The sequence below is a fragment of the Streptomyces sp. NPDC024632 genome (assembly GCF_055559175.1).
Genome location: NZ_JBVHLD010000014.1, coordinates 84,173 through 109,129, shown reverse-complemented (window position 1 = coordinate 109,129; position 24,957 = coordinate 84,173). Strand labels below are relative to the sequence as shown.

Here is a 24,957-nt window from a genome sequence, read left to right as displayed (position 1 = left end):
CACCGGCGACGACTCAGAAGAACCACCCGAACGCGGCTCCCTGGCCGGTACCGGCTTCCCGTCGCCCAGCGTCCGGCCGGGATTCGCCATCGGGTCGGAGTGCGACTCCGGCCCGCCGGAACCCTGCGGCTTCGACTCCGGCGCGGGGAACGGATTCTCACCCGGACCACCCAACCGACGCCCCGGATTGTCCATCGGATTCGGACTCAACGGCACCGGCGACGACTCAGAAGAACCACCCGAACGCGGCTCCCTGGCCGGTACCGGCTTCCCGTCGCCCAGCGTCCGGCCGGGATTCGCCATCGGGTCGGGGCCGGTGCCGCTCGAAGCCGGGGGTTTCGATGTCCCGCCCTGACGGTTCCCGCCCTGAGAGTTCCCGCCCTGGGAGTTTCCGCCCTGCGGATTCCCGCTCTGGTGGTCGCCTCCCTGCGTGTTGCCGCCCTGGGAATTCCCTCCCTGCGGGTTCCCGCCCTCCTTGCCGGAGGGCACCGGCGGTTTGGGCGCGGGGGCCACCGGGGTCGGCGGGGCCTCGCCCGGAGGCGGTGCGGTCTCCGTCGTCTCCTTCCGGGGCGGCGGCGCGCTCTGGCCGCTGTCGGAGTGACTGCCCTTGCCGGAACCGGAGTTCGTGCCGGAACCGGGCTCGTGCGGTGGCGGCGCGGTCTCGATCTGCGTGTGGCTGCTGTTGCCCTGGTTGGACCGCAGATTGCCGCCGCCGTCGCCCGAGCCCGCCGCGTCGCCGCCGTTCTGCCGCCCGCCCGGCTTGTCGCCGAGCGTCGCGGGCTGGTCATGACCGGGACCCGTGCGCGCCGGAGCCTTCGGCGCGGGCGGCGCCGTCGATCCGTTGTCGCGCGGACCACCGCCGCGGTTGCCAGAACCCGGTTCCTTCCAGAGGCTGTTGGGGTCCGGCTTGCCGCCGCCGAGGCGGTGCCCCGGCCCGTCCATCGGATTCGACCCGCCCGGCCCGCCGGGCTTCCCTTCGGTGCCCGATCCGGACGATCCGTCGGAGCGGCCGTGGGAACTCGTCGCGGGATAGTCGTACCCCGGCCCGGTCGGCTGCGCCTTCGACGGACCGTTGCTGCCCGGCGCGTCCGGATTCGGTTCCTTCCAGAGGCTGTTGGGGTCCGGCTTGCCACCGCCGAGGCGGTGCCCCGGCCCGTCCATCGGGTTGCCGGAGCCCGACCCGTCGGGACGGCCGTGGGAACTGGTCGCCGGGTAGTCGTAACCGGGCCCGGTCGGCTGGGCCTTGACCGGCCCGCCGCCCTCGGCCTTCGTGCCGGGGCCGGGGAACGGATTCTCGCCGGGACCGCCCAGCCGCCTGCCCGGATTGTCCATCGGATTCGGGCTCAGCGGCTTGGCCGATCCACCGGACCCCTTGGACCCGTTGGAACCGCCGGAACTCTCGCCGTACGGGCGGTCCTTCACGCCGTGCGGGTTGCCGGGCGGAGCGCCCAGCGTCCTGCCCGGGTCCTTCGCACCTCCCGGTGAGCCGTCGCCCTTGCCCGAAGAGCCCGACGACTCGTTAGAACCGCCGTCACCGTACGGGCGGGACGTCACCCCGTGCGGATTGGCGGGCGGAGCGCCCAGCGTCCTGCCCGGATCGGAGTCGCCCCTGCCCGACGAACCCGACGAACCCGATGAACCCGATGAACCGGACGAGCCCGACGACCCGTTCGAACCGCCGTCGCCGACCGGACGGGTCTTCACCCCGTACGGATTGGCCGGCGGAGCGCCCAGCGTCCTGCCGGGGTCCTTCGAGCCCCCGGCGGAGTCGTCGCCCTTGGGGGCGGGCGCGCCGACGTCGCTGCTGTGGTGGCCGCCGCCGGGTCCGCTGTTGGTGCCGCTGAACTCGCCGCCGGAGGAGTTCTTGGTGACGATCGGTCCCGAGTCGGGGGCGGGACCGCCCTTGCCCGATCCGTCGGTGATCGGCGTCGCGTGGTCGCCGCCGCCGATCCGCGACGGGGGCGGACCGATCGGGGACTTCCCGCCGCCGCCACCGCCGCCCAGCGGATTGCCGCCGATCGGCGTGGGAGGCGGAGGTGAGACGGGCGGCGGGGCCCCGGTCTTGGGGCCGGAGCCCGGCTTTCCCGGACGCGGGGTGTAGTGGAAGGCCCCGAGCCCGCCGCTGATGCCGCCGAAGGCACCGCCGATGCCCAGGCTCCACGCCTCCATGCTCCAGTCGACCTCGTAGTCGGTACCGGCGATGTCCGCGCCGATCTTGCCGACGGCGATGTCGAAGGCGAGGTTGGACGCGGCGCCGATGACGGCGCTGCCGGTGATCTCGATGACCGCGGTGGCCACCGAGCCGATCCGGGCGGCCATCTGGGCCATGATCGGGATCAGCCGGGCCAGCAACTGGCCGATCATGGCGAGCAGTCCACTGAGCAGCGGGCCGAGGGCGAAGAACACGGCGCCGAGCAGGGCGCCGAGGATGTCGGCCCACATCGCGGCGTTGAGCTTCTTCGCGTACTCCGCCGCGGCCTTGTGCAGTTCGTCGGCGTAGCGGTTGATCGTCTGGCCGATGGTCCAGGCGGTCTCGGCGGCGCTGTCGATGGTCGGGGCGACGCCCTCCTGCCAGGCCAGGCGCGCTTCGTCACCGGCTTTGCCGGTCATGCCGAGCTCGGAGACGTAGCCGTTGACGGCGACCTTGCGCTCGTGGAGGTCGTCGCCCATCCGGATCCAGGCGTTGCCCAGTTCGTAGATGTCGTCGAGCTTGATGGTGTTGAGTACGGAATCCGCGTCAGCCATGGTCGGGGCCGCTTTCCTCGGGCGTACCGCTGCTACTCGGACGGGTGCTGTTCTCGGGGCCGCCGCCCAGGCGGGTCACCGGTCCCGTGACGTACCGGGCCACGTCGGGCTGCCTGGCGGCGGGTTCGGGGGACCCCGGATCGTCGCCGTGCCCCGCCACGACGCCCGCGGGCACCGGCTCGGCGGCGGGGCCCGGTACGCTCACCGGCTCGCCGCCTTCACGAAGAGCCGTTCCATCAGGGGCCGTAGCGCCAGGGCCCGTTACGCCGGGGGCCTCTTCGCCCAGCTCGTCGATGGCGACCTGGACGATGGCGGGGACGGCGGAGCTGCGCCGGATCAGCGTGCCGCGGCCCGGCTGACGCCGGTAGGCGCGCTGGTCGCCGATCAGGACGCCCTCGCGGTGGTCGCCGGACAGCAGCAGCCCGTCGGTGCCGATCTCCTTGAGCTTGCTCAGCAGGGGGTCGGACAGCAGGGCGCGGCTGGCACCGCCGACGCGGCGGGCGAGCACGAGGTGGAAGCCCAACTCGGCGGCCTGCGGGATGAATTCGGCGAGCGCGGCGAGCGGGCCGTGGCCCATGGTGCCCGCGGCCAGGTCGTAGTCGTCGGCGACGACGTACAGCTCGGGGCCGTGCCACCAGTCGCGCGCGGCGAGTTGGGTGGCGGTGACGTCGGCGGGGGGCATCCGGGTGCGCAGTGTCTCGGCGAGGGCCTGCGCCTGGGCCGCGACCAGGTCGGCGTTGCCGCCGCGGGCGCCGATGTACTCGTCGGGCACGGTGCCCAGCAGGCTGTGCCGGTAGTCGACGACCATGAAGCGCAGGTCGCGCGCGCTGTGCCGGGCGGCCAGGCCGCGCATCCAGGCGCGCAGGAACGCGGTCTTGCCGGAGCCGGAGTCGCCGAAGACGACGAAGTGCGGGGCGTCGGCGGTCAGGTCGAGGCCGACCGGGCGCTGGTCGGACTCGCGCAGGGCGATGGGCACTTCGCGGGCGCCGAGGGCGGGGCCGTGGCCCTCCCAGCGCTCGGCGGGCGGCAGCGCGGCGGCGGCCGTCAGCTCGCGGACGGTGATCCGCGCGGGCAGCACGCGCAGCGCCGGGGCGGCGGGCCGCCGCCAGCTCTCGGCGAGCCGGGCCACCAGCGCCTGCCCGGCCTCGGCGAGCCCTTCGACGCTGTCGACGGCGTCGAGCCGGGGCAGCGCGATGTGGTGGGTCAGGCCCGCGGCGGCAAGGCCCCGGCCGGGGATGCTCTGGCCGAGCGCGCGGGCGGCGGGGCGGCTGATCTCGGACTCGGTGGGGTCGTTGAGCCGCAGTTCGAGGCGGCCGGGGATGCTGTCGCGCAGGCCGATCCGTACCTCGGCCCAGCGGTTGGCGGTCAGCCAGAGGTGGACGCCGACGCCGAGGCCGCGGGTGGCGATCTCGGTGAGGGTGACGACGGCGTTCTCGTCGGCGGTGTGCAGGGCGGCGAGGTTGTCGACCACCAGCACGACGTCGGCCGACCATACGCCGTCGGGGACTTCGCCCGCGGCGCGGCGGGCGCGCAGTTCGGCCGCGGACTGGATGCCCAGGTCGCGGAACATCTGCTCGCGCGCGGTGACCAGGCCGGTGATCTCGGCCAGCACCCTGCGGACCCGCTCGTCGTCGCGGCGGCCCGCGATGCCCGCCACGTGCGGTGCGTCGCCGAGGCCGTGCAGCGAGCCGCCGCCCATGTCGATCCCGTAGAACTGGAGCTCGTCGGGGGTGTGGGTGAGCATGGCGCTGAGCATCGCGGTGCGCAGGAAGGTGGACTTGCCGCTCTGCGGGGCGCCGACCAGGGCGATGTGGCCCTGACGGCCCGCCAGGTCCAGTACGAGGGGCTGCTGTTCCTGCCGGGAGGGCACGTCCAGCACGCCGACCGGGAACTTCAGCTCGCCGGAGTACGGCCACAGGGCGCAGCGCAGGCCCAGTTCCGGGTCGGCCTCCGGTTCGCCGAGCAGCGGGTCGAGGGTGAAGCGCGGGGGCAGCGGCGGCAGCCACACCTGGTGGCCCGCGGTGTCCTTGTCGGCCAACCGCTCTACGGCGAGCTGGAGTTCGGTCGAGCCGCCCTCCGGGTCCCAGTCCCAGCCGGGCGTCTCGGCCTCGTCCGCGGCGAGCGGCGCGAGGTCGCCGTGCACGGCGAAGGGCACGGGTTCCAGGGCCGGTCCCGCGCTGTCGGCGTCGTGGTCCTGGTAGGGCGCGGAGACGTACGCGACGCGGAAGCGTTCGTAGACCGACTCGTCCACCTTGAGGTAGGCGGAGCCGGGGATGGCGGGCAGGGTGTACGCGTCGGAGGTGCCGATGACGGCGCGGGACTCGGCGGCGCTGAAGGTGCGCAGGCAGATCCGGTACGACAGGTGGGACTCCAGGCCGCGCAGCCTGCCTTCCTCCAACCGCTGGGTGGCCAGCAGCAGATGCATGCCGAGCGAGCGGCCGACCCGGCCGATCTGCACGAACAGGTCGATGAAGTCGGGGCGTTGGGAGAGGAGTTCGCCGAACTCGTCGACGATGATGAGCAGATAGGGCAGCGGCTCCAGCGGTTTGCCGTTGATGTCGGTGGCGCCCGCCGCCTGCCGCAACTGGTATTCGCGGACGGAGTCGACGTTCCCCGCCTCGCGCAGCATCCGCTGCCTGCGCTGCTGTTCGCCGCGCAGCGCGTCGCGCATCCGGTCGACGAGCGCGAGGTCGTCGGCGAGGTTGGTGATCAGGCCGGAGACGTGCGGCAGTTCGGTGACGCCCGCGAAGGTGGCGCCGCCCTTGAAGTCGACCAGGACCAGGGCCAGGTGCTCCGGCGCGTGGGCCATGGCGAGTCCGGTGACCAGGGTGCGCAGCAGTTCGCTCTTGCCGGAGCCGGTGGCGCCGACGATGAGTCCGTGCGGGCCGATGCCGCCCTGCGCGGACTCCTTGAGGTCCAGGGTCAGCGGTTCGCCGGTGCCGGTGACGCCGATGGGGACGGAGAGCAGTTCCCTGTCGTCGGGTGCGCGGCGCAGGGCGGCCGGGTCGAAGTGGGCGATGTCGGGGACGCCGAGCATGTCGGAGAGGGAGACGTGTTCCGACAGGACCTGTTCACGCTCGCCGGTCAGCCGCAGCGGGGCCAGCGAACGGGCGGTGGCCTCCAGGACGCCGGGCGCGACCTCGTCCACGACGGCCTGCTCGACCGGGGCGTGCAGCGCGGGCGTACGGCCTTCCAGCGCGAGGCCGCCGCGGGCGTCCGTGCGGGCGCGTACGTCCACCCGGCCCGGCTCGGAGCCCTCTTCCTCCACCAGGCACACCACGTGCACGCCGAGGTCGGGGCCCGCTTCGGTGAGCAGGTCGGACAGCAGCGCCGAGCGCGCCCACGGCGCGTCGGGCTCGTATCCGTCGAGGAAGACCACCACGTGACTACGGGGCCTGGTGTCGCGCTGGGAGATCAGCCGGGCGTTGCGCTCGGCGCGGGCGGCGACCGCCCGGTCGAGGGTGGCCTGGAGGTGGTCCTGGAGTCCTGCGAGGTCGTCGGCGAGCAGCGGCACGACTTCCTGTTCACGGCGCTGGGCCTGGTCGGGCTGCTGGGCGTGCGGCAGCCACTTGGCCCAGTCCCAGTCGGAGTTGCCGCCGGTGACGACGGCGATCCGCACGTCGTCGGGGGCGTGCAGCACGGAGAGCTGGAGCAGCAGGGTCTGGGCGAGCTTGCGGGTGCGGTCGCGCGGGCCCAGCAGGCTCACCACGCCCGCGGCGCGCAGGTCGAGCCAGGCGGCCTGGTCGGCGACGGTGCCGTGCGCGCGGACCAGTTCGGCCGCGGCGTGCTGGCAGGGCGTGTCGACGTCGATGGTCGGGTCGTTCTGCCCCGGCATCTGGAGCGCGTCGGCCGCCGCCACCGTGCCGGTGCCGAGCCGCAGGTGCAGGAAGTCGTCGTCGCCCGGGCGGCGTTCCCAGACTCGGCGGCGGCGGGTGGCGATCGCCCAGAGCCGGTCCGGGTGCGGGTGCCGCCACGCGTCGGCGGCGCGCTGGCCGAGCTGGGAGCGCATGACCTGCTTGCGCACCCCGGCCAGATACTCCAGGTACCGCTCCCGCTGCCGGTACTGGTTGCGGCGGCGGTGGCTGCGCAGTTGCATCCGGACACCGATGGTGATGCCCACGGAGACCACGACGAAGGCGATGCCCAGCAGGATCATCCACGCCTTGCCGTAGGCGATCATGTACGCGGCCATGCTCATGCTGGACAGCAGGGGCAGCAGGAGCATCAGCCAGCCCGCGGCGCCCTGCGGCTGTGGCCGCTGGGGCAGGCCGGCCAGTTTCGTCCGGCCCTCCGGCATCGGCGGGGGCGTGATGCGGACGGGGCGGTGGAAGGGGATTCGACTCACGATGGCTGCCTAGCGGGCTGTCGGGGCGGTGGGGGCGAGGTGGCGGGGGCGGTGCGCCGGCACTAGAACTCCATGGTGACCGCGGTCTTGTTGGGGTCGGTGACCGCGGCGGGCGGCTTGTCGCTGGACTTCCCGTCGTCACTGGTCAAGGCCGTGCGGAACGACTTGAAGGCGTCGGCGATGCCGTCCTCGGCGGTGGTGTAGTTGTACGCGGCCATGCCGACCCCGTCGGCCAGCGCGGACAGAACTCCCTTGTGCGGGTCGTCCTCCGTGCCGAACAGCTCGGTCATGACCGACACCCACTTCTTGTTGACCTCGTCGGCGTCCGAGGCGGCCTGGCCCTGCCAGGCGACGTGCAGTCCCTCCAACTGGCCCCGGATGGTGGTGAGGCTCGACAGGACGGTCTTGCTGAGGGTGACCAGGTCGTTGGCGTCGGACTTCAGGCCCGTCGGGGAGATGTTGAGGACGGAGGTGTCGTAGTCGGCGGTGCCGGAGTCGGCCATGACGCGCCTTTCTCGGGGAGCGGATACCGGTGCGGCACCTGCATGCTGACAATTCCTCATATAAGTGGTAAACCTGGCGGTGTCCTGCCGGGCCCATGCTTGGCGAACCGGCCGTGCGGTCGGCGCGAGAGAGACGAGGCAGACGACGTGACCGATCCGATCACCTCGAAATACGACACCACTCCGCTGCCCGATCCGCCCGCGGACGGGTCGGAGACGCCCAACCCCGACCACGACAAGAACCTCGACGGTCTCGTGCCGACCGACAAGGTCATCTGGTCCACCCCGCCGTCCTTCAACATCGACCCGAAGGACAGCCAGTCCGACCAGGGTTCCGGCCCCGACCCGAACTCGTACGAGGCCGCGGCGGACCTGAAGATCGACCTGAGCGCGGTACGCGTCGCGGAGAAGTCGATGCTCACGGAGGCCCGCGGCGCGGTCGACCGGTACGAGGAGCTGCGCAAGCGGGTCATGGCCGTCAAGGGCCATGTCTTCGGGCAGGGCGCCCAGGACAAGAACGCGGAGGGCGAGGGCCACACCTCGCTCTCGTCCGGGTACGACCCGTCGGTCGGCAAGACGCACGACAACCCGTTCGCCGAGACCGGCGTGAAATTCGGCGCGGACATGAACCCGGCCCAGGACCGCGCCCTGCTCCAGATCGGCTCGACGCTGGAGAAGCTCGGCGAGTACATCGCGCTGCTCAACCACTCGGGGCAGGTGTACGCGCACACCGACCGGGAGTCGCGCTTCCCGCCGCCGCCCGCGGGCTGAACGCGCCGCCGCGTACCGCCCACGCGGTGCGCGGCGGCGGCTCTCAGCCATGGGTCCCGCCGTCGCTGAGGTTGTTCAGATTGACGTGCTCGGAGTCGTGGTAGTTGTTGTACGACGTCGTCATCCGCGAGGCGATGTCCTTGAGCAACTCGTCCAGTTCGTGCTGGACCTTGTGGAACCACGTCATCATCGCCGCGAACGACTCGTGCGACGGGCTGGACCAGTCGGCGCCGATCTGCTTCACCTTGGCGTCGATCGAGTTCATGGTGGTGGTGATCGTGCCGGACTCGCGTTTCACCACGCCGATCGCGTCGTTCAGCGCCGCGAGGTCCGCGCGCCACTCTTCCGGGGTCGGTTGGTCCGACATCCGCGGGTCACCTTCCTTTCAGCCGCTCCGAAGTCCTGTGCCGAAGTCCTGTGCCGGTCCTGCGCCGAAGTCCTGTGCCGGGGCCGCCGCCGTACGGTCCGCCCGCCGGGCAGCGGGGCGTACGTCCGCCCGCGCGGTCAAGCGGCGCCTCCCGGGGGGAGGTCGGCGGGCAGCAGTGTGGTGAGCAACTCCACGTCGGCCGCCGCGAGATCGACGGCGCTCAGGTCGAGTTCGGCCACGCGGTACGCGTGCCGCTCGGTCATCCGCTGGAACACCTGCCGCGCGCTGCGCCCGTTGCCGAACTGCTCGCCGCGCGGGACGGCCGCGAAGTAGTCGTGCAGCGCGGCCGTCGTCTGCGGCGCGAAGGTGTACTCGTGGTCGACGGCCTGGTGCTCCACGATCCGCACCAGCTCCTCCGAGGTGTAGTCGTCGAAGAGCAGGGTGCGGGTGAAGCGCGAGGCCAGGCCCGCGTTGGACTCCAGCAGCCGGTTCATCTCGCTCGGGTATCCGGCGACGATGACCACCACCTCGTCGCGGTGGTCCTCCATCAGCTTCACCAGCGTCGAGATGGCCTCGGAGCCGAAGTCGGTGAACTGCCCCTGCGGCACGAGGGAGTACGCCTCGTCGATGAAGAGCACCCCGCCCAGCGCGCGCCGGAAGACCGCCGTCGTCTTGGGCGCGGTGTGGCCGACGTACTCGCCGACCAGGTCGCCCCGGTCGGCCTCGACCAGGTGTCCGCGTTCGAGCAGGCCGAGGGCGGCGAGGAAGCCGCCGTACAGGCGGGCCACCGTGGTCTTGCCGGTGCCGGGATTGCCCGCGAAGACCAGGTGCCTGCTCAGCGGCGGCGCCGCGAGCCCGGCCTCCTGGCGGACCTTGACCATCTGCATGAGCTTGGTCAGCGTGACCACGTCGCGTTTGACGCTGTCCAGGCCGACCAGGCGGTCCAGCTCCACATGGAGTTCCGCGAGCTTCGCGCGGGCCGCCTCCGCGGTCGACTCGGTCTCACCGGCGGCCTGTTCGGCCTTCTCCGCGGCCGAGCGGGGCGCTCCGGCGACGGCGGGCACCGCGACGCGCCCCTCCTCCCCCGCCGCCGGGGGCGCGAGGGTCGGCAGGAGCGGATCGGTCGCGTCCTGGACCAGGCAGTCCTCGGCCCGCACGTCGGCCTCGTCGTCCCGCAGCAGGTCGGTGTCGGTGCCGTCCACGGTGCAGCGGCGCAGCAGGAAACGCGAGCGGGCACCGGCGTAGACGGCGGGGAAGCGGCTCTTGGAGAGGTGGCAGTCCTCGTACAGGCCCTCGCCGCCCTCCTCGACGAACAGCGCGTTCTTCGCCGCGCCCTCGACGGTGAGGCCGCGTACGCGGGGCCGGGCCCCGGCGCGTACGACGACGCCGCTGCCGCGCGGCTCGCGGACCGCGCCGCCCTCCACGACGGCCGTGCTGCCCTCCTCCAGCAGCAGGCCCGCGGTGCCGCTGCCGGTGACGGTGACGTTCTCCAGCCGGGCGCCGGTGTCCCGGCCGACCCGGACGCCGGTCTCGCCGGAGGCGGTGATCTCGCACTCCGCGAGCAGCGGGCGGTGCGTGGTGTGCAGGTGTACGCCTTCCCGGCCGCCGGACACCCGGCAGCCGCGGACGGCCGCGTCGCCGCCCTGCACGTACACCCCGGCCAGGCCCGCGTCCGTCATCTCGCAGTCGTCCGCGAGGAGTTCGGACCGTTCGGTGACCCGCACGCCGTACTCGGGCGAACCGCTGACGGTGCAGCCCCTGGCGTGCAGGCGGGCCCCGCCGCCGAGGTGCACGCCGGTGTACGCGGTGTCCCGTACGGTGCAGCCGGTCAGCGTCACCTCCGCCTCGGCCACCGCGTACAGGCCGTTGGCGCCGCTGCGGGCGAAGGTGGAGTCGTGCGCGGTGGCCCGGCCGGCCCCGCTGACGGCCAGCGCGGTGTCCTGGCAGTCGACGGCCCGCACGCCGGTCAACTCGGCCGTGGCCTCGGCCGTGACCAGGATCGCGGCGCCGGTGGTGTGGTGCACATGGCAGCCGTCGAGCAGGACGGAGCTGCTGCCGTCGGCCAGTACGCCGGCGCCCTCGGTGCGGAAGATCTCGCAGTCGCGCAGCCGTACGCCCGGGGTGTCGTGGCCCGGGCGGGCGGCGGATCCGGTGGCGGGCGCGGCCGGTTCGGCGTCCTCGCCGTGGGCGGGGGGCCGGTGACCCGCGCCGGAGGCCGCGCGGGTCAGGCGGCCCGCCGTCTCGCGGACCCAGACGCCCGCGGCGCCCGTCTCGTGCAGGCGGCAGTCGCGCAGCGCCGCGGTGGCGTGTCCCTCGACCACGACGGCGGTGCCGCCGCTACCGCGGACGTCGCAGCGGGTCAGCGTCGCGTGCGCGCCGCCCGTGAGCAGGACGCCGCGCCCGCTGGCGCCGTCCACCAGGGCGTCGGTCAACTCGGCGCGCGCCTCGTCCTCGACCACCAGGCCGTCGCCGACGCAGCCGCCGACGGTCAGATTCTCCAGTGTGGTGCGGCTGGTGCCGGTCAGCCGGACCGCCGCGCCCTCGGCCTTCCGTACCGAGCAGCCGCTCAGCAGCGGGGCGGCGGTGCCCGCGACCTCGATCCGGCCGCCGGTGATCTCGCAGTCCCGCAGCACCGGTTCGCCCGCGCGCACCAGCAGCGCGGCCTCGCGGGGCACGGCGGACACGAGGGTGAAGCCGCGGATCTCGGCGCGGCCCGCGTGCACGGTGACGGCCGGGCCGCGGACGGCGACCAGCCGTACGGCGCCCTTCGCCACCAGGGTGACATCCTTGTCAAGCAGCAGGCTCTCGCTGTACGTGCCCGCCTGTACGGTGATGACGGCGCCGGTGTCCGCGCTCCGCACGGCCGCCGCGATGGTGCGGTGGCCGCCCCAACTGCCCGGCGCCACGCGCTGGGCGGCGGCCTTCACCGGACGCTCCCGGGGGTCGCCCGCCGGGTCACGGGGCGGGTCAAGGAGCGCGTCACAGGGCGGACGTGCCGGGTCCCGGGCCGACCGGACGCGGGCCGCTCATACGGCGCCCGCTCGACAACCGGCCGCCCGGTCAACGGCCCTTCTGCCAGGGGCAGTTCCGTCACCGGCCGTTCCCTCACCGACCGCTCGGCCGCGGGTCGCTCGGTCACAGGCCGCTCCCCAGGTCCGCCAGCCAGCCGAAGAGGCCGAACACCCCGGCGGCCAGCGGTACGGCGGCCACGAACAGAACGCTGGTGACGGCCGCGGGCCAGGTCGGGCGGTCCGGCTCGATGGGCCGCAGAGCCGCGCCGAAGGCGAGGAAGAGTCCGCAGGCGACCAGGACGGCGCCCACGCCGAAGGCGGCCAGCGGGCCCGCCAGCCGCGAGTCGAACGCGTACAGCGGCACCCGTACGGTCAGCGCCACGAGCCCCAGCACCCCGGCGGCCAACTGCGGTACCACCGCGCTCAGTACGCGTACGGTGGCGGCCTGGAGCAGCAGTCCGACGCTGACGCAGCCCGCCAGCACGAGGGCGTAGACGTCGTGGGAGGCGCTCAGGGTGAGCAGGGCCGCCGCGAGGAACACCCCGCTCACCACGCTGAGCAGGGTGAGCAGCGCGTTGCTGCGGTGGACGACGGTGGCCACGGTCCCGTCGTCCAGCGCGGGCGCGCTGACGTCGGGTCCCGAGGGCACGAGCACCGCGATCTGGCCCGCGGCCCTGGGCAGCAGACCCGCGGTCAGGAACAGCGCCACGGACACGACGGCGGCGGAGCCGGTGAGCCCGGCGTGCGAGGCGGTCAGCGCCACGGTGAGCAGCGCGGCCACCAGTGTGAGCAGGTTGAGCACCACGGTGGCGGGCGACGGCAGCGCGACCAGCCCGATCACCGCGCCGAGCACGGCGAAGACGGAGACGAGTACGGGGGTGGCGACCGGGCCGTGCACCGGTCCGTCCAGGCCGACGCAGGCCAGCAGCGGGACGGTGGCGAGCGCGAAGAACTGCCGTACGGCGCGCGGCAGCGGCCAGTTCTTGCGCTCCGCGTACCAGGCGAGCAGCGCCGAGCAGAGCGCGGCGAGCGCGAACAGCGCCGCCCACGGGCCGGCCGGCCGCAGCGCGCCGAGCCAGGCCGCCGCGGCCACCATGAAGACCAGGCCCGCGCCCACGACGCACTGGGCGCGGCGGCGGGAGCTCCACAGGCCGCCGTCGTCCTGGGCGCTGGCGACCTGCTCGTCGAGGTCGGTGACGGTCAACTCGCCCAGTTCCGCCGCCCGCTGGTCGCGCAGGTACAAGGTGGCGCCGTCCACGATGCCCGCCGCCGACAGCGAGTCGCCGGGGGCCATCGGAGCGCCGCCCGACTCGGCGAGCGACCAGACCGGCGGCAGCGCCTCGGACTCGGACTGCCCGCACAGGGAGGCGAGTCGGGGAACGTACTCGGCGATCGGGGCCTGCGCCGGAAGCGCGAGGTCGATCCGCCTGCGTTCGCCGACCACGGTAACCCGGCAGCGTTCATCGGGCACGGATGTTTCCTTCGGTGTCGGACCTCACGGCCGCGCGTCCGCGGGCCGCGGTGGGTCGGTGCCGCCGGGGTTCGGAGACACCGACGTCAAAGACGGCGTTCGGCGGCGCCTGGTTTCGGTGGCGTGGGGTTTTTGTGACGCGTGGTCTTCGTGGTTCCGGTCTCAGTGGCGCCAGGTGGAGATGTTGGACCACTCGGCGTCACTGTAATTGCTCCAGTTCACATGCATCGCCTGGGCGATGCGGCCGAGCACACCGTCGGGTCCGAACAGGCCGTCGGCCGCCAGGTCCCACTCGTTCTGCATGTCCTGGTAGTAGGTGGCGGCCTGGCTCTCCCGCCACGCCTCCACCATCGGCGCCAACTGCGACTTCAGCGACTGGAGTTCGCCGGAGATCTCCCCGGCCCTGGCGTTGATCACGCCGCCCGCCGCCGCCAGTCCCTCACCGACGTAGATCGGCGTGCCGTCGATATCGGCCATGAATCGCTCCTCGTTGTGCGGCCCGGATCAGTTGAAGTTGGTGCCGGACGGTGCCTTCGGCAGGTCCTCGCCGAGCGCGGCGAGGTTGTTGAGGTTCTGCTGCTCGGAGTCCTTGTAGTTCACGTAGTTGCCCTGGAGGCCCTTGGAGATTCCCTCCAGGGCGTCGTGCAGCATCCGCGCGTAGACGTCGTACTCCGCCATCAGCGTCTGGAACTGGTTGTGGGCGATGCCCTGCCAACTCGCTTCCAGACTGCTCACATACGTCTTCAGCTCCGCCAACTGCCCGGCGATCTCGCTCGCCGTGGACATCGTGTTGCTGGAGGCGGTGGCCAGGTACTCGGGAGTGACCCGGTACGTGACGCCACCGACGCTCACAGAAGGCTGGTCAGCCATGGAATCCGCCCTTCCTCGCCCGATACCCCGGCAGTCAAACACCGTTTGGGCCCGGTCCGGGCCGCACGAGCCGCAGTGAGCAGAGTCTGAGCAGGTTCTGAACGCGTCGGGAGCGGGGGGGCCGGGCCGGTGTCAGTCGGGGAGGTGGCGGGCGAAGCGGGCGTGGGTGGTCTGGCGGCTGGTGCCGAAGGCGCGGCCGATGGCCTCCCAGGAGACGAGGGAGCGGCGCGCGGCGCGGACGGCTTCGCGGCTGAGCGCGGGGGCGGTCTCTTCGACGCGGGCGACGACGCGCAGCGCGGTGAGGGGCTGGTCGCGGGAGAGTTCCTCGACGCGCCGCCGCAGGGCGGCGAGCATCTGCTCGACGTCGTGGGGGACGGCGCCTTCGGTCGCGGTGACGTGGTACTCCCAGTCGGCCATCGGGCCGGTGCGGGAGTCGTTGCCCTCGGTGGCGTCGTCGTCGCCCCGGATGATGGGGTGGGTCTCTGCGCCGCGCCAGCCGCACTCGCAGGCGCCCTTGACGCCGATCGCGCGGGGGCCGTCCGCTCCGTTGTACGACCACCAGGGCTGACGGCCCTCGGGCGGCGCCGCCGGTTCCGCGCCGTCGGCCAACACCGCTGTCACATAACCGGTGTGGCGCCGGGTCTCGTCCACCCACTCCATGGCTCAGCCCTCTCCGCACCGGGAAAAACGTTCCTCAAGGTTCCCTGACAACGCACGCGGCTGTCAAAGAATTTTGACAGCCGCGCCGCTGGTGCCTGCCCCGGAGGCCCCAGGGCGTGTCCTAGGTGGCTCACGCCTCGCGGAGGGCCTGTTCCACGGCGGTGCGGACGCGGGCGTCCTCGGCGGCTTTGCGCTTGGTGCGGGTGCGGCGGGTGTGGAGGAAGGCGGCGACGGCCAGGGCGAGGAGGACGAGGACGAGGGCGGTGAGGGTCCAGGGGAAGGCCCAGGTGTGGGCCGTGGCCTGGACGGTCTTGAGCTGGGTGGTGGAGCCGGAGGCGTCGGTGAACAGCGGGGTGAGGGTCACGGTCGCGGTGAGGCGGACGGCGGGGGCCACGTCGTGGACGGGCACGCTCACCTTCCAGCTCTCGCCGGGGAGCAGTTCGGGCGGCGTGGCCGTCTTGCCGCCGGTGACCGCGAACCAGCCGAACAGGCCCTTGAGCTTGACCGACTGACGGGTCGACATGATCGCGTTGCCGGTGTTGCGGATGCGGTAGGTGACGGTGGCGTCGCCCTTGGAGAAGGGGGCGGCCGTACCGCCGTAGGAGACGTGCAGGTCCTCCACCGCGAGCGTGGGCTTGATCGCGCCGCTGACCCGCAGCTTGATCTTGATGCCGAGCCGCCGGTCGACGTTGATGCCCTGCGCGTCGTCGGGCTGGGTCAGCGAGGTGAGGATGCCGCCCACGTAGTCGCCGGGCGTCGCGTTGGCCGGGATGGCGAGGGTGAAGGGCACCTCGACGGTCTTGCCCGGCTGGACCACGACGCGCTCGCGCGCCGCGCGCGCCCACACGCCGATCGCGCGGGACTTCTTGTCGGCGGGCAGCAGGTCGAGTTGGCCCTTGTCGGTGGTGAAGCCGTCGGCGGCGTACACGCCGAGGTCGACCGGCGCCTTGCCCCGGTTGGCGACGACCATCGCGTCCTCGACCTTGCCGCCGGGATTGACGGCGTAGCTGTAGCTGGACCGGTCGGCGCCGAAGCTGTTGGACGCGGTGCGTACGGTCCAGGCGACGTCGCCCTCGGCGGCGGCGGCCGGTCGCGCGGACAGACCGGTGACCGCGAGGGCGAGGAGCAGCGCCAGGACGGCGGTACGGACGAAGGTGGCGACGACGGTCGTCCGGCGGGTCACGGGCACATGCATGTCGGGGTCCTCGGGCGTTCTGGTCGGAGCTGTCGGAGCTGAGGAACCGGTGGGGCGGGCGCCCGCGGGCGCCTGCCCCACCGGGTGGTGCGGGGTCACTCAGGTGGAGCGGTCAAGCGGGCGGGATCAGCTACTGAGCGCGGTGATCGTGAGAGTCGCGCGGTAGTCGCCCTTGGCGACGCTGCCCGGGATCTTCAGATCCAGGTCGGCGCCGAGCTTGGCCGTGCCCTTGGTGTGACCCTGGTCCGCCCAGCCGAGGCCGCGCGAGACGGACAGGCCGGAGCCGCCGTCGTAACCGGAGTTGACCGTGCCGCCGGCCTTGGCACCCGCGCCGGGGGCGAGGATCTTCGGCGTCCAGCCGAGGTACGCGCCGGAGAACTTCTTGGCGCCGTCCGTGAAGTCGCCCACGCTGGCCGAGATCGACCAGGGAGCGAGCGAGCGGCGGCTGTCCGACACGACGATCGGGTTGATCGTGCCCGTCGCGTCGAAGTAGTCACCGTCGTGGTCCTTGGCGGTGCCGAGGTCCACCAGGCCGTTGTAGCCGTCGATGGTCCAGCCGAACTCGCCGGGGGGCGCGGTGGGCACCTTGACCGCGAGGTCCTGGCCGGTGCCGTGGTACGGGTGCACCGTCACCTTGTCGACGACCGAGCCGATCGGCTGGCCCTCGGGGGTGTTGACGCAGGAGACCTGGCCCAGCTCGACCGCCGCGTTGGGCGCGGTGCAGGTGCCGCTGCGCAGGTTCTCGACGACGAGCTTGTCGTTGCGCACCTGGACCTTGACGTAGGAGCGCACGTGCTCCTGGTTCTGCACCGAGTTGTACCAGTAGCTGTCCGGGTTCAGCGGGTCGGGACCCTGGCCCGTGACACCGGTGCCGCTGCTGTCCGGCTTGGTGATGTCGTAGTACTTCGAGCCGGACGCCGAGTTGGCCGTCACGTAGAGCACACCGCCGGGACCGGGGTACACGTCCGCCTGGCCGGGCTGCTCGGCCGCGTCCGCCTTCTGACCGTTCTTGATCAGGTAGCTGCGGGAGTAGCTGTGGTCGTGGCCCTGGAGGACGACGTCCACGCCGAGCTGCGAGAAGGCGGTGGTGAAGTCGGTACGGCGCTGCTTGTTGTCCGAGTCCTTGGCGTGGCTGGCCGGGGAGTAGATCGCGTGGTGGTACGTGAGCACCTTCCACTTGGCCTCGGAGCCGTGCTTGTTGATGATGTCGGTGACGTACTTGACGTGCGCCTCGTCACCGCCGCCGCCCGAGGAGGCGGCGTAGCTGTTGCTGTTCAGGTCGATGAACAGCACGTCCTTGTAGATGTACCAGTAGTCACCGCCCGAGGTGTTCGAGCCCGGGTTGCCGTTGGCGTAGTACGGCGCCGAGCGGTCGGTGTTCGGGGTGTACAGGTGCTGCTCGTACGCCTTGCCGCCGACGTCGTGGTTGCCGATGGTCGCGGCCCACGGGTACTGACGGAGCTTGTCGGGGGCCAGGAAGGAGTCCCACTGCGCCTCGGTGTTCGCGGTCTCGACCTGGTCGCCGCCGGACACCAGCAGTTCGGCGTTCGGGTTGGCGGCCAGCGAGACGTCGAGCGTGTCCTTCCAGCCCGCCTGGTCCTTGGCGAGGTTGCCGGAGGAGCCGATCTGCGGGTCGCCGTAGAACAGGAAGTCGTAGTCGCCCTCGAAGTCCTGCGTCTTGAAGGCGTAGGTCTGCGACCAGTTGCCCACGGAGCCGACACGGTAGGAGTACGCCGTGTTCTCCTTCAGGCCGGTGATGGTGGCGTGCCGGTTGAAGCCGCCGCTGGTGGCGATGTTCGCCCCGCCGATGGCGTCGAACGTGGCGGCGTCCGCCGGGAATTCACCGTTGACCAGGGTCGCGGTCGGGGCGGCCTGGATGACCTGGGCCGTGTCGGCCGAGGAGTACCAGGTCACCGTGCGCTGCGTCTCGTTCGCGCCGACACCGAGGATGATGCTGGTGAGGGCGGCGGGGTCGGCGGCCACGGCGGGGGAGGTGAGTCCCGCGCCGACGGCGAGCGCCAGACCCATGGTGACCGCGGTGGCCCCGGTGACCACGCGGCGTCGTACGGACCCGTGGGTCCGTACCGATCTGATCGATCTCATCTGTGTTTGTTCCTTTTTGGACGGAACTGCATGGAGCTGAGGTCATCAAGCTCCCATCGGTTGGTAAACAGGCGGCAAATGCGATCTTCGCCTGACCTGAACTTCACCTCAGTTGAAGGCTCAGCCACCGCCCACCCGTTGCAGGAACCACACAAGTCCCATAAGCGCTACACCTGCGGAAACGGTGCCGGTCACCCAGAGCCCCGCGGTCGGCGAACGGCGGCGCAGCAGGGCCAGCAGCGGGAAGACGACGGCGATGATCGACAACTGCACGACCTCGATGCCGACGTTGAAGACCAGGAGGGAGCCGAGCAGCGTCCAGGACCACGCCTGGTCGATGCCGAGCGCGCCCGCGAAGCCGAGGCCGTGGACGAGGCCGAAGCAGAAGACCACCGCGAGCCGCAGCCAGCCCGCCCGGTCGAGGGCGACGTGGTCGCGCAGGAAGCCGCGCCCGCCGGAGCCGGGCCCCGAGCCGGAGGCGCCCCGGACCGAAGCGCCCGGATCCAGGTCGGAGGCGTGGCTGCCGCGCTGCCGTATCCGCCACAGGTGCCAGCCCGCGACCACCGCGATCGACAGCGCGATGACCGGCTCGACCAGCCGCGACGGCACGTCGACCGCCCCGAGCGCGGCGAGCATGAAGGTCACCGAGTGCGCGAGCGTGAAGCTGGTGGCGGCGAGCACGATCTCGCGCAGCCGCCGCGACCCGGCGATCAGCGCCAGCAGGAACAGGATGTGGTCGGTGCCGGTCAGCAGGTGCTCGGCGCCCAGCCGGAAGAACTCCCAGAACCAGGCGTACCAGGGCTGATCGATCGAGAAGGACGGGTGCGCCGCGTCGAGCGCCGCGCTGCCGGAGCGGCCGTCCAGGTCGTACGTGACGATCGTCTTCGTACCGCGGACGTATGTCTCGCTGTCGGGGAACAGGCCGCTGCGGACCCGGTGGTCACCGGCCAGCTCCTGGCAGTCCCAGTCGAGCAGCAGGACGGTGTACGGCACGCCCTCCTGCCGGTCCATCGTGAAGTCGCCGACCTGCTCCGGCGCGCACGCCTTGCCCGCGGCGGTGACCGAGAAGCGCTGGGTGACATAGGCGACGGCCGACTTCTTGTGGGCGTTGAGGGCCGCGGCCTGCGCTGTGGTGTCACCGGCGTCGAAGGCGCCGTTGCCGGTGCGGAAGAGGTCGTCGTCATGTTCGGCATCGGCAGCGGATATGACGAAAAGGTCGTATTCAAGCTTGAGGGAAGTACGGACATGGCCTTCGTCCGCCGCCGTCACATGGACGTACGCGGTGGACGAGAAGCCGTGGGCGAACGCCGGTTGGACGGCGCCGAGGAAACCGATCAGCGCCGCGGCGATGCAGATGACGGCGCGACGGACCCGCTCTGACATGGGACTCCTTGGGTAGGAGGAGCACGCTGCACGTCACGGGTGAACTGAAACCGGCGGGTCGGCGAACCCTGGGCCAACAAGGTCCGCAAAGGCGTTCGAGGTTCCCCACGGAGGCGATCGGCGTCGCAGGATGGACCCGCGGCACCCGCCCATCGCTCTCACCAGGGCGTTCTCTCGTCACACCGTTCACAGCAAGCCCTCGGCACCTCGCTCACCCCTTATCGCTCAGCGCTCAGCACCTATCGCTCAGCACTCACCGCTCACCGCTCACCACTCATCTCGGAGGACGATCGACGTGCGCCCCCCGCTTCGGGCCGTTGCCATGCTGGCGGCGGTCACCGCGCTGGCCCTCGGAACCGCCGGATGCGGCTCCGACGACGACTGGTCGCAGCCGCGCGCCAAACCCTCGCCCGTCGGCACGCTCGGCCCGCGCTTCGTGGACAGCGTGTCGCCGCCCGCGCCCGAGTCGACCGTCACCCCGGCGCCCGGCTCGTGGGAGGGCGTCCACCCGCCGAAGGGCTACCGCGTGGTGCTGCTCAGCGCGGGCACCGACCGGCCGACGCGGTCGCTGGTCGACGCGGTCAAGAAGTGGGCGGACGAGGAGCACGTCAAGCTCAGGACCGTCGTCGCGGACGGTGCAGCCGACCTGCTGCCGAGCGTCACCAGGGCGCTCGACATGCACGCGGACCTCATCGTCAGCGCGGGCAACGACCTGATCGACCCGCTCGTGCCGGTCACCGCGAACCACCTGTCGCAGCAATTCCTCGTCGTGGGCGCGGAGTTGGCCGAGCCGACGCACAATGTCACCGCCGTCGACTGGTCCGGCGCGTCCTTCCGCGGCGAAGGGCTCGGCATGTCCTCGACGTACGACGCCGGTTCGTTCACCGCCGCGCGCTGCGCGGCCTCGATCAGGGCGGGGGTCGCGGCTGTGCTCAGCGACCTGACCGGGATCGTGATCTGGCTCGACAAGGTGTAGGCGGAGCCGCGGCGACCGCCCGGAACCGCGAACGGCTCCTATACTCCCTGCTCATGACCGACATCGACGAGCAGGGCCGGCCGCTTCCCCCCGAGACGGGCGGGGAGACCGAGACACTGCTGGGCTTCCTCGACTTCCAGCGGGCGACGCTGGCGTGGAAGTGCGCGGGACTCGACGCGGCCGGGCTCGCGGCGGCCCTTCCCACCTCCGCCATGACGCTGGGCGGCATGCTCAAGCACCTGGCGTACGTGGAGCAGTGGTGGTTCTCGCAGTGGCTGGCCGGGCGGTCGCCGGAGGCGCCGTGGGACACGGTCGACTGGTCGGCGGACGCCGACTGGGACTGGCACTCGGCCGCGGACGACACCCCGGAGCAGATCCGTACGCTCTGGGAGGACTGCGTCGCGCGCTCGCGTGAACTGACCGCCGCGGCGCTGGCCGAGGGCGGGCTCGACACGCTCTCGCGGCGCGCGGACTCGGCGGGCCGGGCGCCCAGCCTGCGCTGGATCCTCTTCCACATGGTCGAGGAGTACGCGCGGCACGTCGGCCACGCGGACCTGATCCGCGAGTCGGTGGACGGCCTCACCGGGGAGTAGCGAGCGCGCCGCCACGCCCGCGGCCGGCGCGGTCCCCGCTACGGCCTCGGCCCGTCCTCGCGCAGCGCGCGGTCGACCAGGGCGCCCGCCGCGCCCGGGTACGCGGTCGGGTCGCACAGGGCGGCCAGCTCGTCCGGGCCGAAGTGGCCGGCCAGGTCAGGAGATTGGGCGAGGACGTCGGCGAGCGGGCGGCCGGAGTCGGCGGCTTCCGTGGAGGCCGCGGTGAGCAACGCGCGGGCGGCGGCCTTGCCGAGATGCGGGGTGAGGACGGCGACGATCCGCTCGGAGACGACCTGACTGCCCGTCATGTCCAGGTTGTCGCGCATACGGGCCGGGTGGACGGCGAGCCCCTCGGCCAGTTCCGCCGCGGTGTGCGAGGCCCCGCCGACCAGCCGCAGGCACTCGCGCAGGAACTGCCACTCGGCGTGCCAGACCCCGGCCGACCGTTCGTCCTCCGCGACCAGACACTGCGTCAGACCGGCCGCCAGCACCGGGACTTGGAGCGCGGCGCTGCGGATCAGCGTGGACAGCACCGGATTGCGCTTGTGCGGCATCGCCGATGACGCGCCGCGCCCCGCGACTCCCGGTTCCGCCACCTCCGCGACCTCGGTCCTGGCCAGCGACTGCACGTCGACCGCGATCTTGCCGAGGACGCCCGCGGTGAGCGCGAGCGCCGCCGCCAGGTCCGCGACGGGCGTACGCAGCGCGTGCCAGGGCAGTACGGGCCTGGCGAGGCCGGTCTCGTCGGCGAAGGCCGCGACCAGCTCGTCCAGATACTCCCCCGGGTCACCGGCCTGCCCACCGCCGTCGACTCCCGTACCGGCGGCGGTGTCCCCGGCACCGGCGCCGTACCCGTCGACCCGCGCGTACGCGAGGTATCCGGCCAGCGTGCCCGCGGCCCCGCCGAGCGAGACCGGCAGCCCGTGGTCGAGCAGCGCGGCCAGCCGGGCGTCCGCGTCGAGTACGCCCTGCCGCCAGCCCGCCGCCTTGAGGCCGAAGGTGGTCGGCACGGCGTGCAGCGCGAGGGTGCGGCCCGCCATCGGGGTGTCGCGGTGCTCGGCGGCGAGCGCGGCCAGCGCGCGCTCGACCCGCGCGAGGTCGCCGCGGATCAGCCGCAGCGCCCGCGCGGCGACCAGCATCATCCCGGTGTCGAGGACGTCCTGGCTGGTCGAGCCGCGGTGGACGTACTCGGCCGCCGCCGGGTCGTGTTCGGCGACCGCCCGGGTCAGCGCCTGGACCAGGCCGACCACCGGGTTGGCGGTCTCGCGGGAGGCGAGCGCCAGCGCGCGCAGGTCCATCAGGTCGGTGTGCGCCGCCGCCGCGATGGCCGTGGCCGCCGACTTCGGCAGCGTGCCGAGCCTGGCCTGCGCGCGGGCCAGCGCGGATTCGGCGTCCAGCATCGCCTGGAGCCAGGCGATGTCGGACACCGCCGCCTCGACCGGGGTGCCCGCGCGGACCGGCGAGAGCAGCCCGGCGTCGATGAGGGTGTCCTGCTCACTGGGCCGGCTGCTCATACGATCACTCCGAAGGTGTGGGTCTCGGCCAGTACGGCGGGGTCCGCGCCCGAAGCCCCGGCGACAGCAGCGGAAGCGCCGACGCCGGAACCGGCACCCGTGGCCCCCTCGCCGGAAGTCCCGTTGCCCGCGGCCCCGCTGCCGGAAACGCCCCTCCCGGAAACACCGTTGCCGGAAACCCCACTCCCGGAAGCCCCGCTGCCCGAAACCCCGGACCCGGCCCCGGCCCCGGCCCCGGCCAGCCTGGCCGCGGGAACCGCGCCCCGCGCCTCCGGGTCACCGGCGCCCCGGCCGGCCGCCGCCAGCGCGAGCAGCGCGCACGCGATGGACTCCGAGTCGCCGAGCGTCACCGAGTCGACGCCGGGCCTGATGCCCGCCGCCGTGACCCAGTGCACGGACTCGGTCGGCACACCGTAGGCGAAGCGGCGCGGATGCGCCTGCCCGCGCGGGTCGAGCAGCCGGTAGGGGCGCTCGGTGACGGCAAGGCCGCCGGACTCGTATCCGCCGCCCGATCCGGTCGGGATGCGGTACGGCGCGCACTGCTCGGTCGCCATCAGATAGTTCAGCAGCGGCTCGGCGGTCCGGCGCAGGTCCGGTTCCGGCAGCCGCGCCTCGATCAGCGCGGAGGCCACGACCGGCGGCCCCGGCACGACATGCGACGAGGCGACGAAAGCGGGCCTGGCCGGGTCGAGGCGCACTTCGGTGCCGGGTCCCGTGACCACCAGCACCCGCGCCTCGATCAGCGCGATCATCTCCTCGATGCGGGAGGCGGGAGGCCCGATGGACAGGAAGGCGTTCATCGGGGTGTACCACCCCTCCAGCTCGTCCCGGTGCGACGTGCCGTCGAGTCCGCCGTGGTCCACGGCCAGCCGCACCTCGTTGCGCAGATCGCGCAGCACGTCGAGCGCGGCCTTCAGCGGGCCGCTGACGTTGCCCGCCCTGGCCTCGCGCACATCGCGCGCCAAGTACCCGAGCAGCCAGACCCTGAACTCCTCCCGGTCGGCGAACCGCCGTCCCAGGTAGGGCGTCAGCAGCCGCTCCCAGCTCCAGCGCTCCTCCGGCTCGACGCCGTACTTGTCGAGGAGTTCGGTCTCCTCGCGCGACCCGGCCGTCTCCAGGAAGCGCACGCCCAGCTCCGCGCCCTCCGCCGCGCGGTCCTGGGCGTGCAGCAGCGCCTGGTAGTAGACGCTCTGGACCTCCTTGGAGATCAGCGGCCACAGATGGGTCCGAAAGTGCAGTCCGGGACCGCCGGTCGCCCGGTCGCGGGAGGCCGCGATGTAGGCGGGGGTGAGCAGCCGCGGGTGGTAACGGCCGTACGCGCCCTTCTGGTTCTCGCCGCGCGCGTGGTACGGGACCCCGCGCCGGGAGGTCGCGTACAGCGACGGCTCGCGCCCGGAGGGCAGATAGACCAGCCGGTCGCCCTCTCTGCGGAAGGTGCCGCCGCGGCCCGCGGTGAGCAGCGTCATGTGGTCGAAGAAGTTCAGGCCGAGGCCCCTGAGCAGCACGGTCTCGCCGGGAGCGATCCGGGACAGGTCGACGTCCGCCGGGTTGGCGGGGGTGATGTACGTCAGCCGGTGGATCGCGGCCAGCGTCGCGGTGCGTTCCTCGCGCGGGGTCGGGCGCGCGGCGACATGGCCCTGGGCGAGGACCACCGCGTCCAGCCCGTGCAGCCATGCGCCGTTGTCCAGCCGGATGCTCTGCGGGCCGTCCGGGTCGCCCATGGCGTCGGCGACGGCCACCGCGCGCGAGCGGTGTTCCTCGACGGTGACATGCGCGGGCGCGTTGCCGGTGATCCGCAGGAAGCAGGAGCGCAGGTAGCGGCCGTAGAAGGCGCGGGTGGGGTACGAGTCGGGGTCGAGCCGCCGGGCCTCGGCCAGGTCCTCCGGGTCGTGCGCGTCGGGCATACGGCTCCCCGGCACGGCACCGCCCGGCGCCCCGGCCCCCGGATCGCCGTCCCCCGGCCCCAGCAGGCCCTTCGCCCACTCGTACAGGCTCGGGCCCGGCTCGATGGGGCCGTCGATGGTCACCCGGTCGTCGGTGAAGACGGTGATCTGGGAGGCGACGGTGTTCATCAGCAGATGCCGCGACTGGTCGGTGCGCCAGACGCTTCCTGCCCCCGGCTCGGCGGGGTCCACCACGTGGACCGTCAGCGAGGAGCAGGAGGGCGACTTGCGCTCGTGGGCGCAGAGCCGCTCCAGTACGGACAGGCCCCGCGGGCCGGCGCCGACGAGGCAGACGGCGAGGTCCGCCGCAATGCTCATGGGTCTTCTCCATCCGGTGGCCTGGTCCCCCGACCGGGCACGGGTGCGGGCGCGATACGCCGGTGGTGACCGGCGCGGGCGGTTGCCATGAGGGGAGGCGGAGGCGAGAGGGAACCTTGTGGGCGGGTGTTTTCGGGCAGGGCAAGGCGTACGGGCGGCTCGGGGCGGTGCCCCGAACCGCCGGCACCG

General features: G+C 72.7%; 17 protein-coding genes. 3 read left to right on the top strand and 14 right to left on the bottom strand.

Features of this window, described 5'->3' with window-relative positions; all coding sequences use genetic code 11:
* The 3 genes from ACZ37P_RS27085 to ACZ37P_RS27075 all read right to left on the bottom strand — a co-directional run.
* A partial coding sequence (locus tag ACZ37P_RS27085) for a hypothetical protein (RefSeq protein ID WP_467349033.1) occupies nucleotides 1-2,745 on the bottom strand: 2,745 nt, incomplete at its 3' end.
* The gene (gene eccCa / locus ACZ37P_RS27080; protein ID WP_467349031.1) at nucleotides 2,738-7,090 is read right to left on the bottom strand and encodes a type VII secretion protein EccCa; all 4,353 of its coding nucleotides are present in this window, start codon (nucleotides 7,088-7,090) and stop codon (nucleotides 2,738-2,740) included. The genes eccCa and ACZ37P_RS27085, both read right to left, overlap by 8 nt.
* A gap of 62 nt (nucleotides 7,091-7,152) precedes the next feature.
* Complete coding sequence (locus ACZ37P_RS27075) at nucleotides 7,153-7,593, bottom strand: WXG100 family type VII secretion target (RefSeq protein WP_355344251.1); 441 nt, start codon at nucleotides 7,591-7,593, stop codon at nucleotides 7,153-7,155.
* Between the two features lie 147 nt (nucleotides 7,594-7,740).
* Between ACZ37P_RS27075 and ACZ37P_RS27070 the strand changes: the two genes are divergently transcribed.
* The gene (locus tag ACZ37P_RS27070; protein WP_355344254.1) at nucleotides 7,741-8,364 is read left to right on the top strand and encodes a hypothetical protein; all 624 of its coding nucleotides are present in this window, start codon (nucleotides 7,741-7,743) and stop codon (nucleotides 8,362-8,364) included.
* A 43-nt stretch (nucleotides 8,365-8,407) separates the two neighbouring features.
* Here ACZ37P_RS27070 and ACZ37P_RS27065 read toward each other — a convergent pair whose 3' ends face one another.
* The 9 genes from ACZ37P_RS27065 to ACZ37P_RS27025 all read right to left on the bottom strand — a co-directional run bounded on the left by ACZ37P_RS27065 (nucleotide 8,408) and on the right by ACZ37P_RS27025 (nucleotide 19,424).
* On the bottom strand, nucleotides 8,408-8,731 hold the full coding sequence (locus ACZ37P_RS27065) for a WXG100 family type VII secretion target (protein ID WP_355344257.1): 324 nt from the start codon (nucleotides 8,729-8,731) through the stop codon (nucleotides 8,408-8,410).
* A gap of 137 nt (nucleotides 8,732-8,868) precedes the next feature.
* Nucleotides 8,869-11,658 carry a right-handed parallel beta-helix repeat-containing protein gene (locus ACZ37P_RS27060; RefSeq protein WP_467349029.1) on the bottom strand — a complete coding sequence of 930 codons (2,790 nt, stop codon included), beginning with the start codon at nucleotides 11,656-11,658 and terminating at the stop codon, nucleotides 8,869-8,871.
* A gap of 208 nt (nucleotides 11,659-11,866) precedes the next feature.
* Nucleotides 11,867-13,213 carry an EsaB/YukD family protein gene (locus tag ACZ37P_RS27055; RefSeq protein ID WP_355344263.1) on the bottom strand — a complete coding sequence of 449 codons (1,347 nt, stop codon included), beginning with the start codon at nucleotides 13,211-13,213 and terminating at the stop codon, nucleotides 11,867-11,869.
* A gap of 162 nt (nucleotides 13,214-13,375) precedes the next feature.
* Nucleotides 13,376-13,690, bottom strand: a complete 315-nt coding sequence (locus ACZ37P_RS27050; protein ID WP_188281815.1) for a WXG100 family type VII secretion target — start codon at nucleotides 13,688-13,690, stop codon at nucleotides 13,376-13,378.
* A gap of 27 nt (nucleotides 13,691-13,717) precedes the next feature.
* Nucleotides 13,718-14,083: a WXG100 family type VII secretion target gene (locus ACZ37P_RS27045; protein WP_223186817.1), complete on the bottom strand. Its 366-nt coding sequence runs from the start codon at nucleotides 14,081-14,083 to the stop codon at nucleotides 13,718-13,720.
* A gap of 132 nt (nucleotides 14,084-14,215) precedes the next feature.
* Nucleotides 14,216-14,743 carry a hypothetical protein gene (locus ACZ37P_RS27040; protein ID WP_402711001.1) on the bottom strand — a complete coding sequence of 176 codons (528 nt, stop codon included), beginning with the start codon at nucleotides 14,741-14,743 and terminating at the stop codon, nucleotides 14,216-14,218.
* 130 nt (nucleotides 14,744-14,873) lie between these two features.
* Nucleotides 14,874-15,938: a WxL protein peptidoglycan domain-containing protein gene (locus ACZ37P_RS27035; protein ID WP_355344270.1), complete on the bottom strand. Its 1,065-nt coding sequence runs from the start codon at nucleotides 15,936-15,938 to the stop codon at nucleotides 14,874-14,876.
* Nucleotides 15,939-16,064: 126 nt separating this feature from the next.
* A complete protein-coding gene (locus ACZ37P_RS27030; RefSeq protein ID WP_401723674.1) occupies nucleotides 16,065-18,041 on the bottom strand; it encodes a purple acid phosphatase family protein in 1,977 nt (658 codons plus the stop codon).
* Between the two features lie 120 nt (nucleotides 18,042-18,161).
* Nucleotides 18,162-19,424, bottom strand: coding sequence for a HupE/UreJ family protein (locus ACZ37P_RS27025; RefSeq protein WP_401852369.1), 1,263 nt, complete (start codon nucleotides 19,422-19,424; stop codon nucleotides 18,162-18,164).
* Nucleotides 19,425-19,719: 295 nt separating this feature from the next.
* On the opposite strand from ACZ37P_RS27025, the gene ACZ37P_RS27020 reads away from it, so the two are divergent.
* Together ACZ37P_RS27020 and ACZ37P_RS27015 are read left to right on the top strand one after the other, a co-directional pair.
* On the top strand, nucleotides 19,720-20,400 hold the full coding sequence (locus tag ACZ37P_RS27020; RefSeq protein WP_355344279.1) for a type 1 periplasmic-binding domain-containing protein: 681 nt from the start codon (nucleotides 19,720-19,722) through the stop codon (nucleotides 20,398-20,400).
* Nucleotides 20,401-20,453: 53 nt separating this feature from the next.
* The gene (locus ACZ37P_RS27015; RefSeq protein ID WP_391161562.1) at nucleotides 20,454-20,993 is read left to right on the top strand and encodes a DinB family protein; all 540 of its coding nucleotides are present in this window, start codon (nucleotides 20,454-20,456) and stop codon (nucleotides 20,991-20,993) included.
* 38 nt (nucleotides 20,994-21,031) lie between these two features.
* On the opposite strand, the gene ACZ37P_RS27010 is transcribed toward ACZ37P_RS27015, so the two are convergent.
* Entirely contained in the window at nucleotides 21,032-22,507 is a 1,476-nt protein-coding gene (locus ACZ37P_RS27010) for a nitrosuccinate lyase (protein WP_467349023.1), read from the bottom strand.
* Nucleotides 22,504-24,768 carry an FAD/NAD(P)-binding protein gene (locus ACZ37P_RS27005; protein WP_467349022.1) on the bottom strand — a complete coding sequence of 755 codons (2,265 nt, stop codon included), beginning with the start codon at nucleotides 24,766-24,768 and terminating at the stop codon, nucleotides 22,504-22,506. Before ACZ37P_RS27005 ends, ACZ37P_RS27010 begins: the two co-directional genes overlap by 4 nt.
* Between the last annotated feature and the right edge of the window lie 189 nt (nucleotides 24,769-24,957).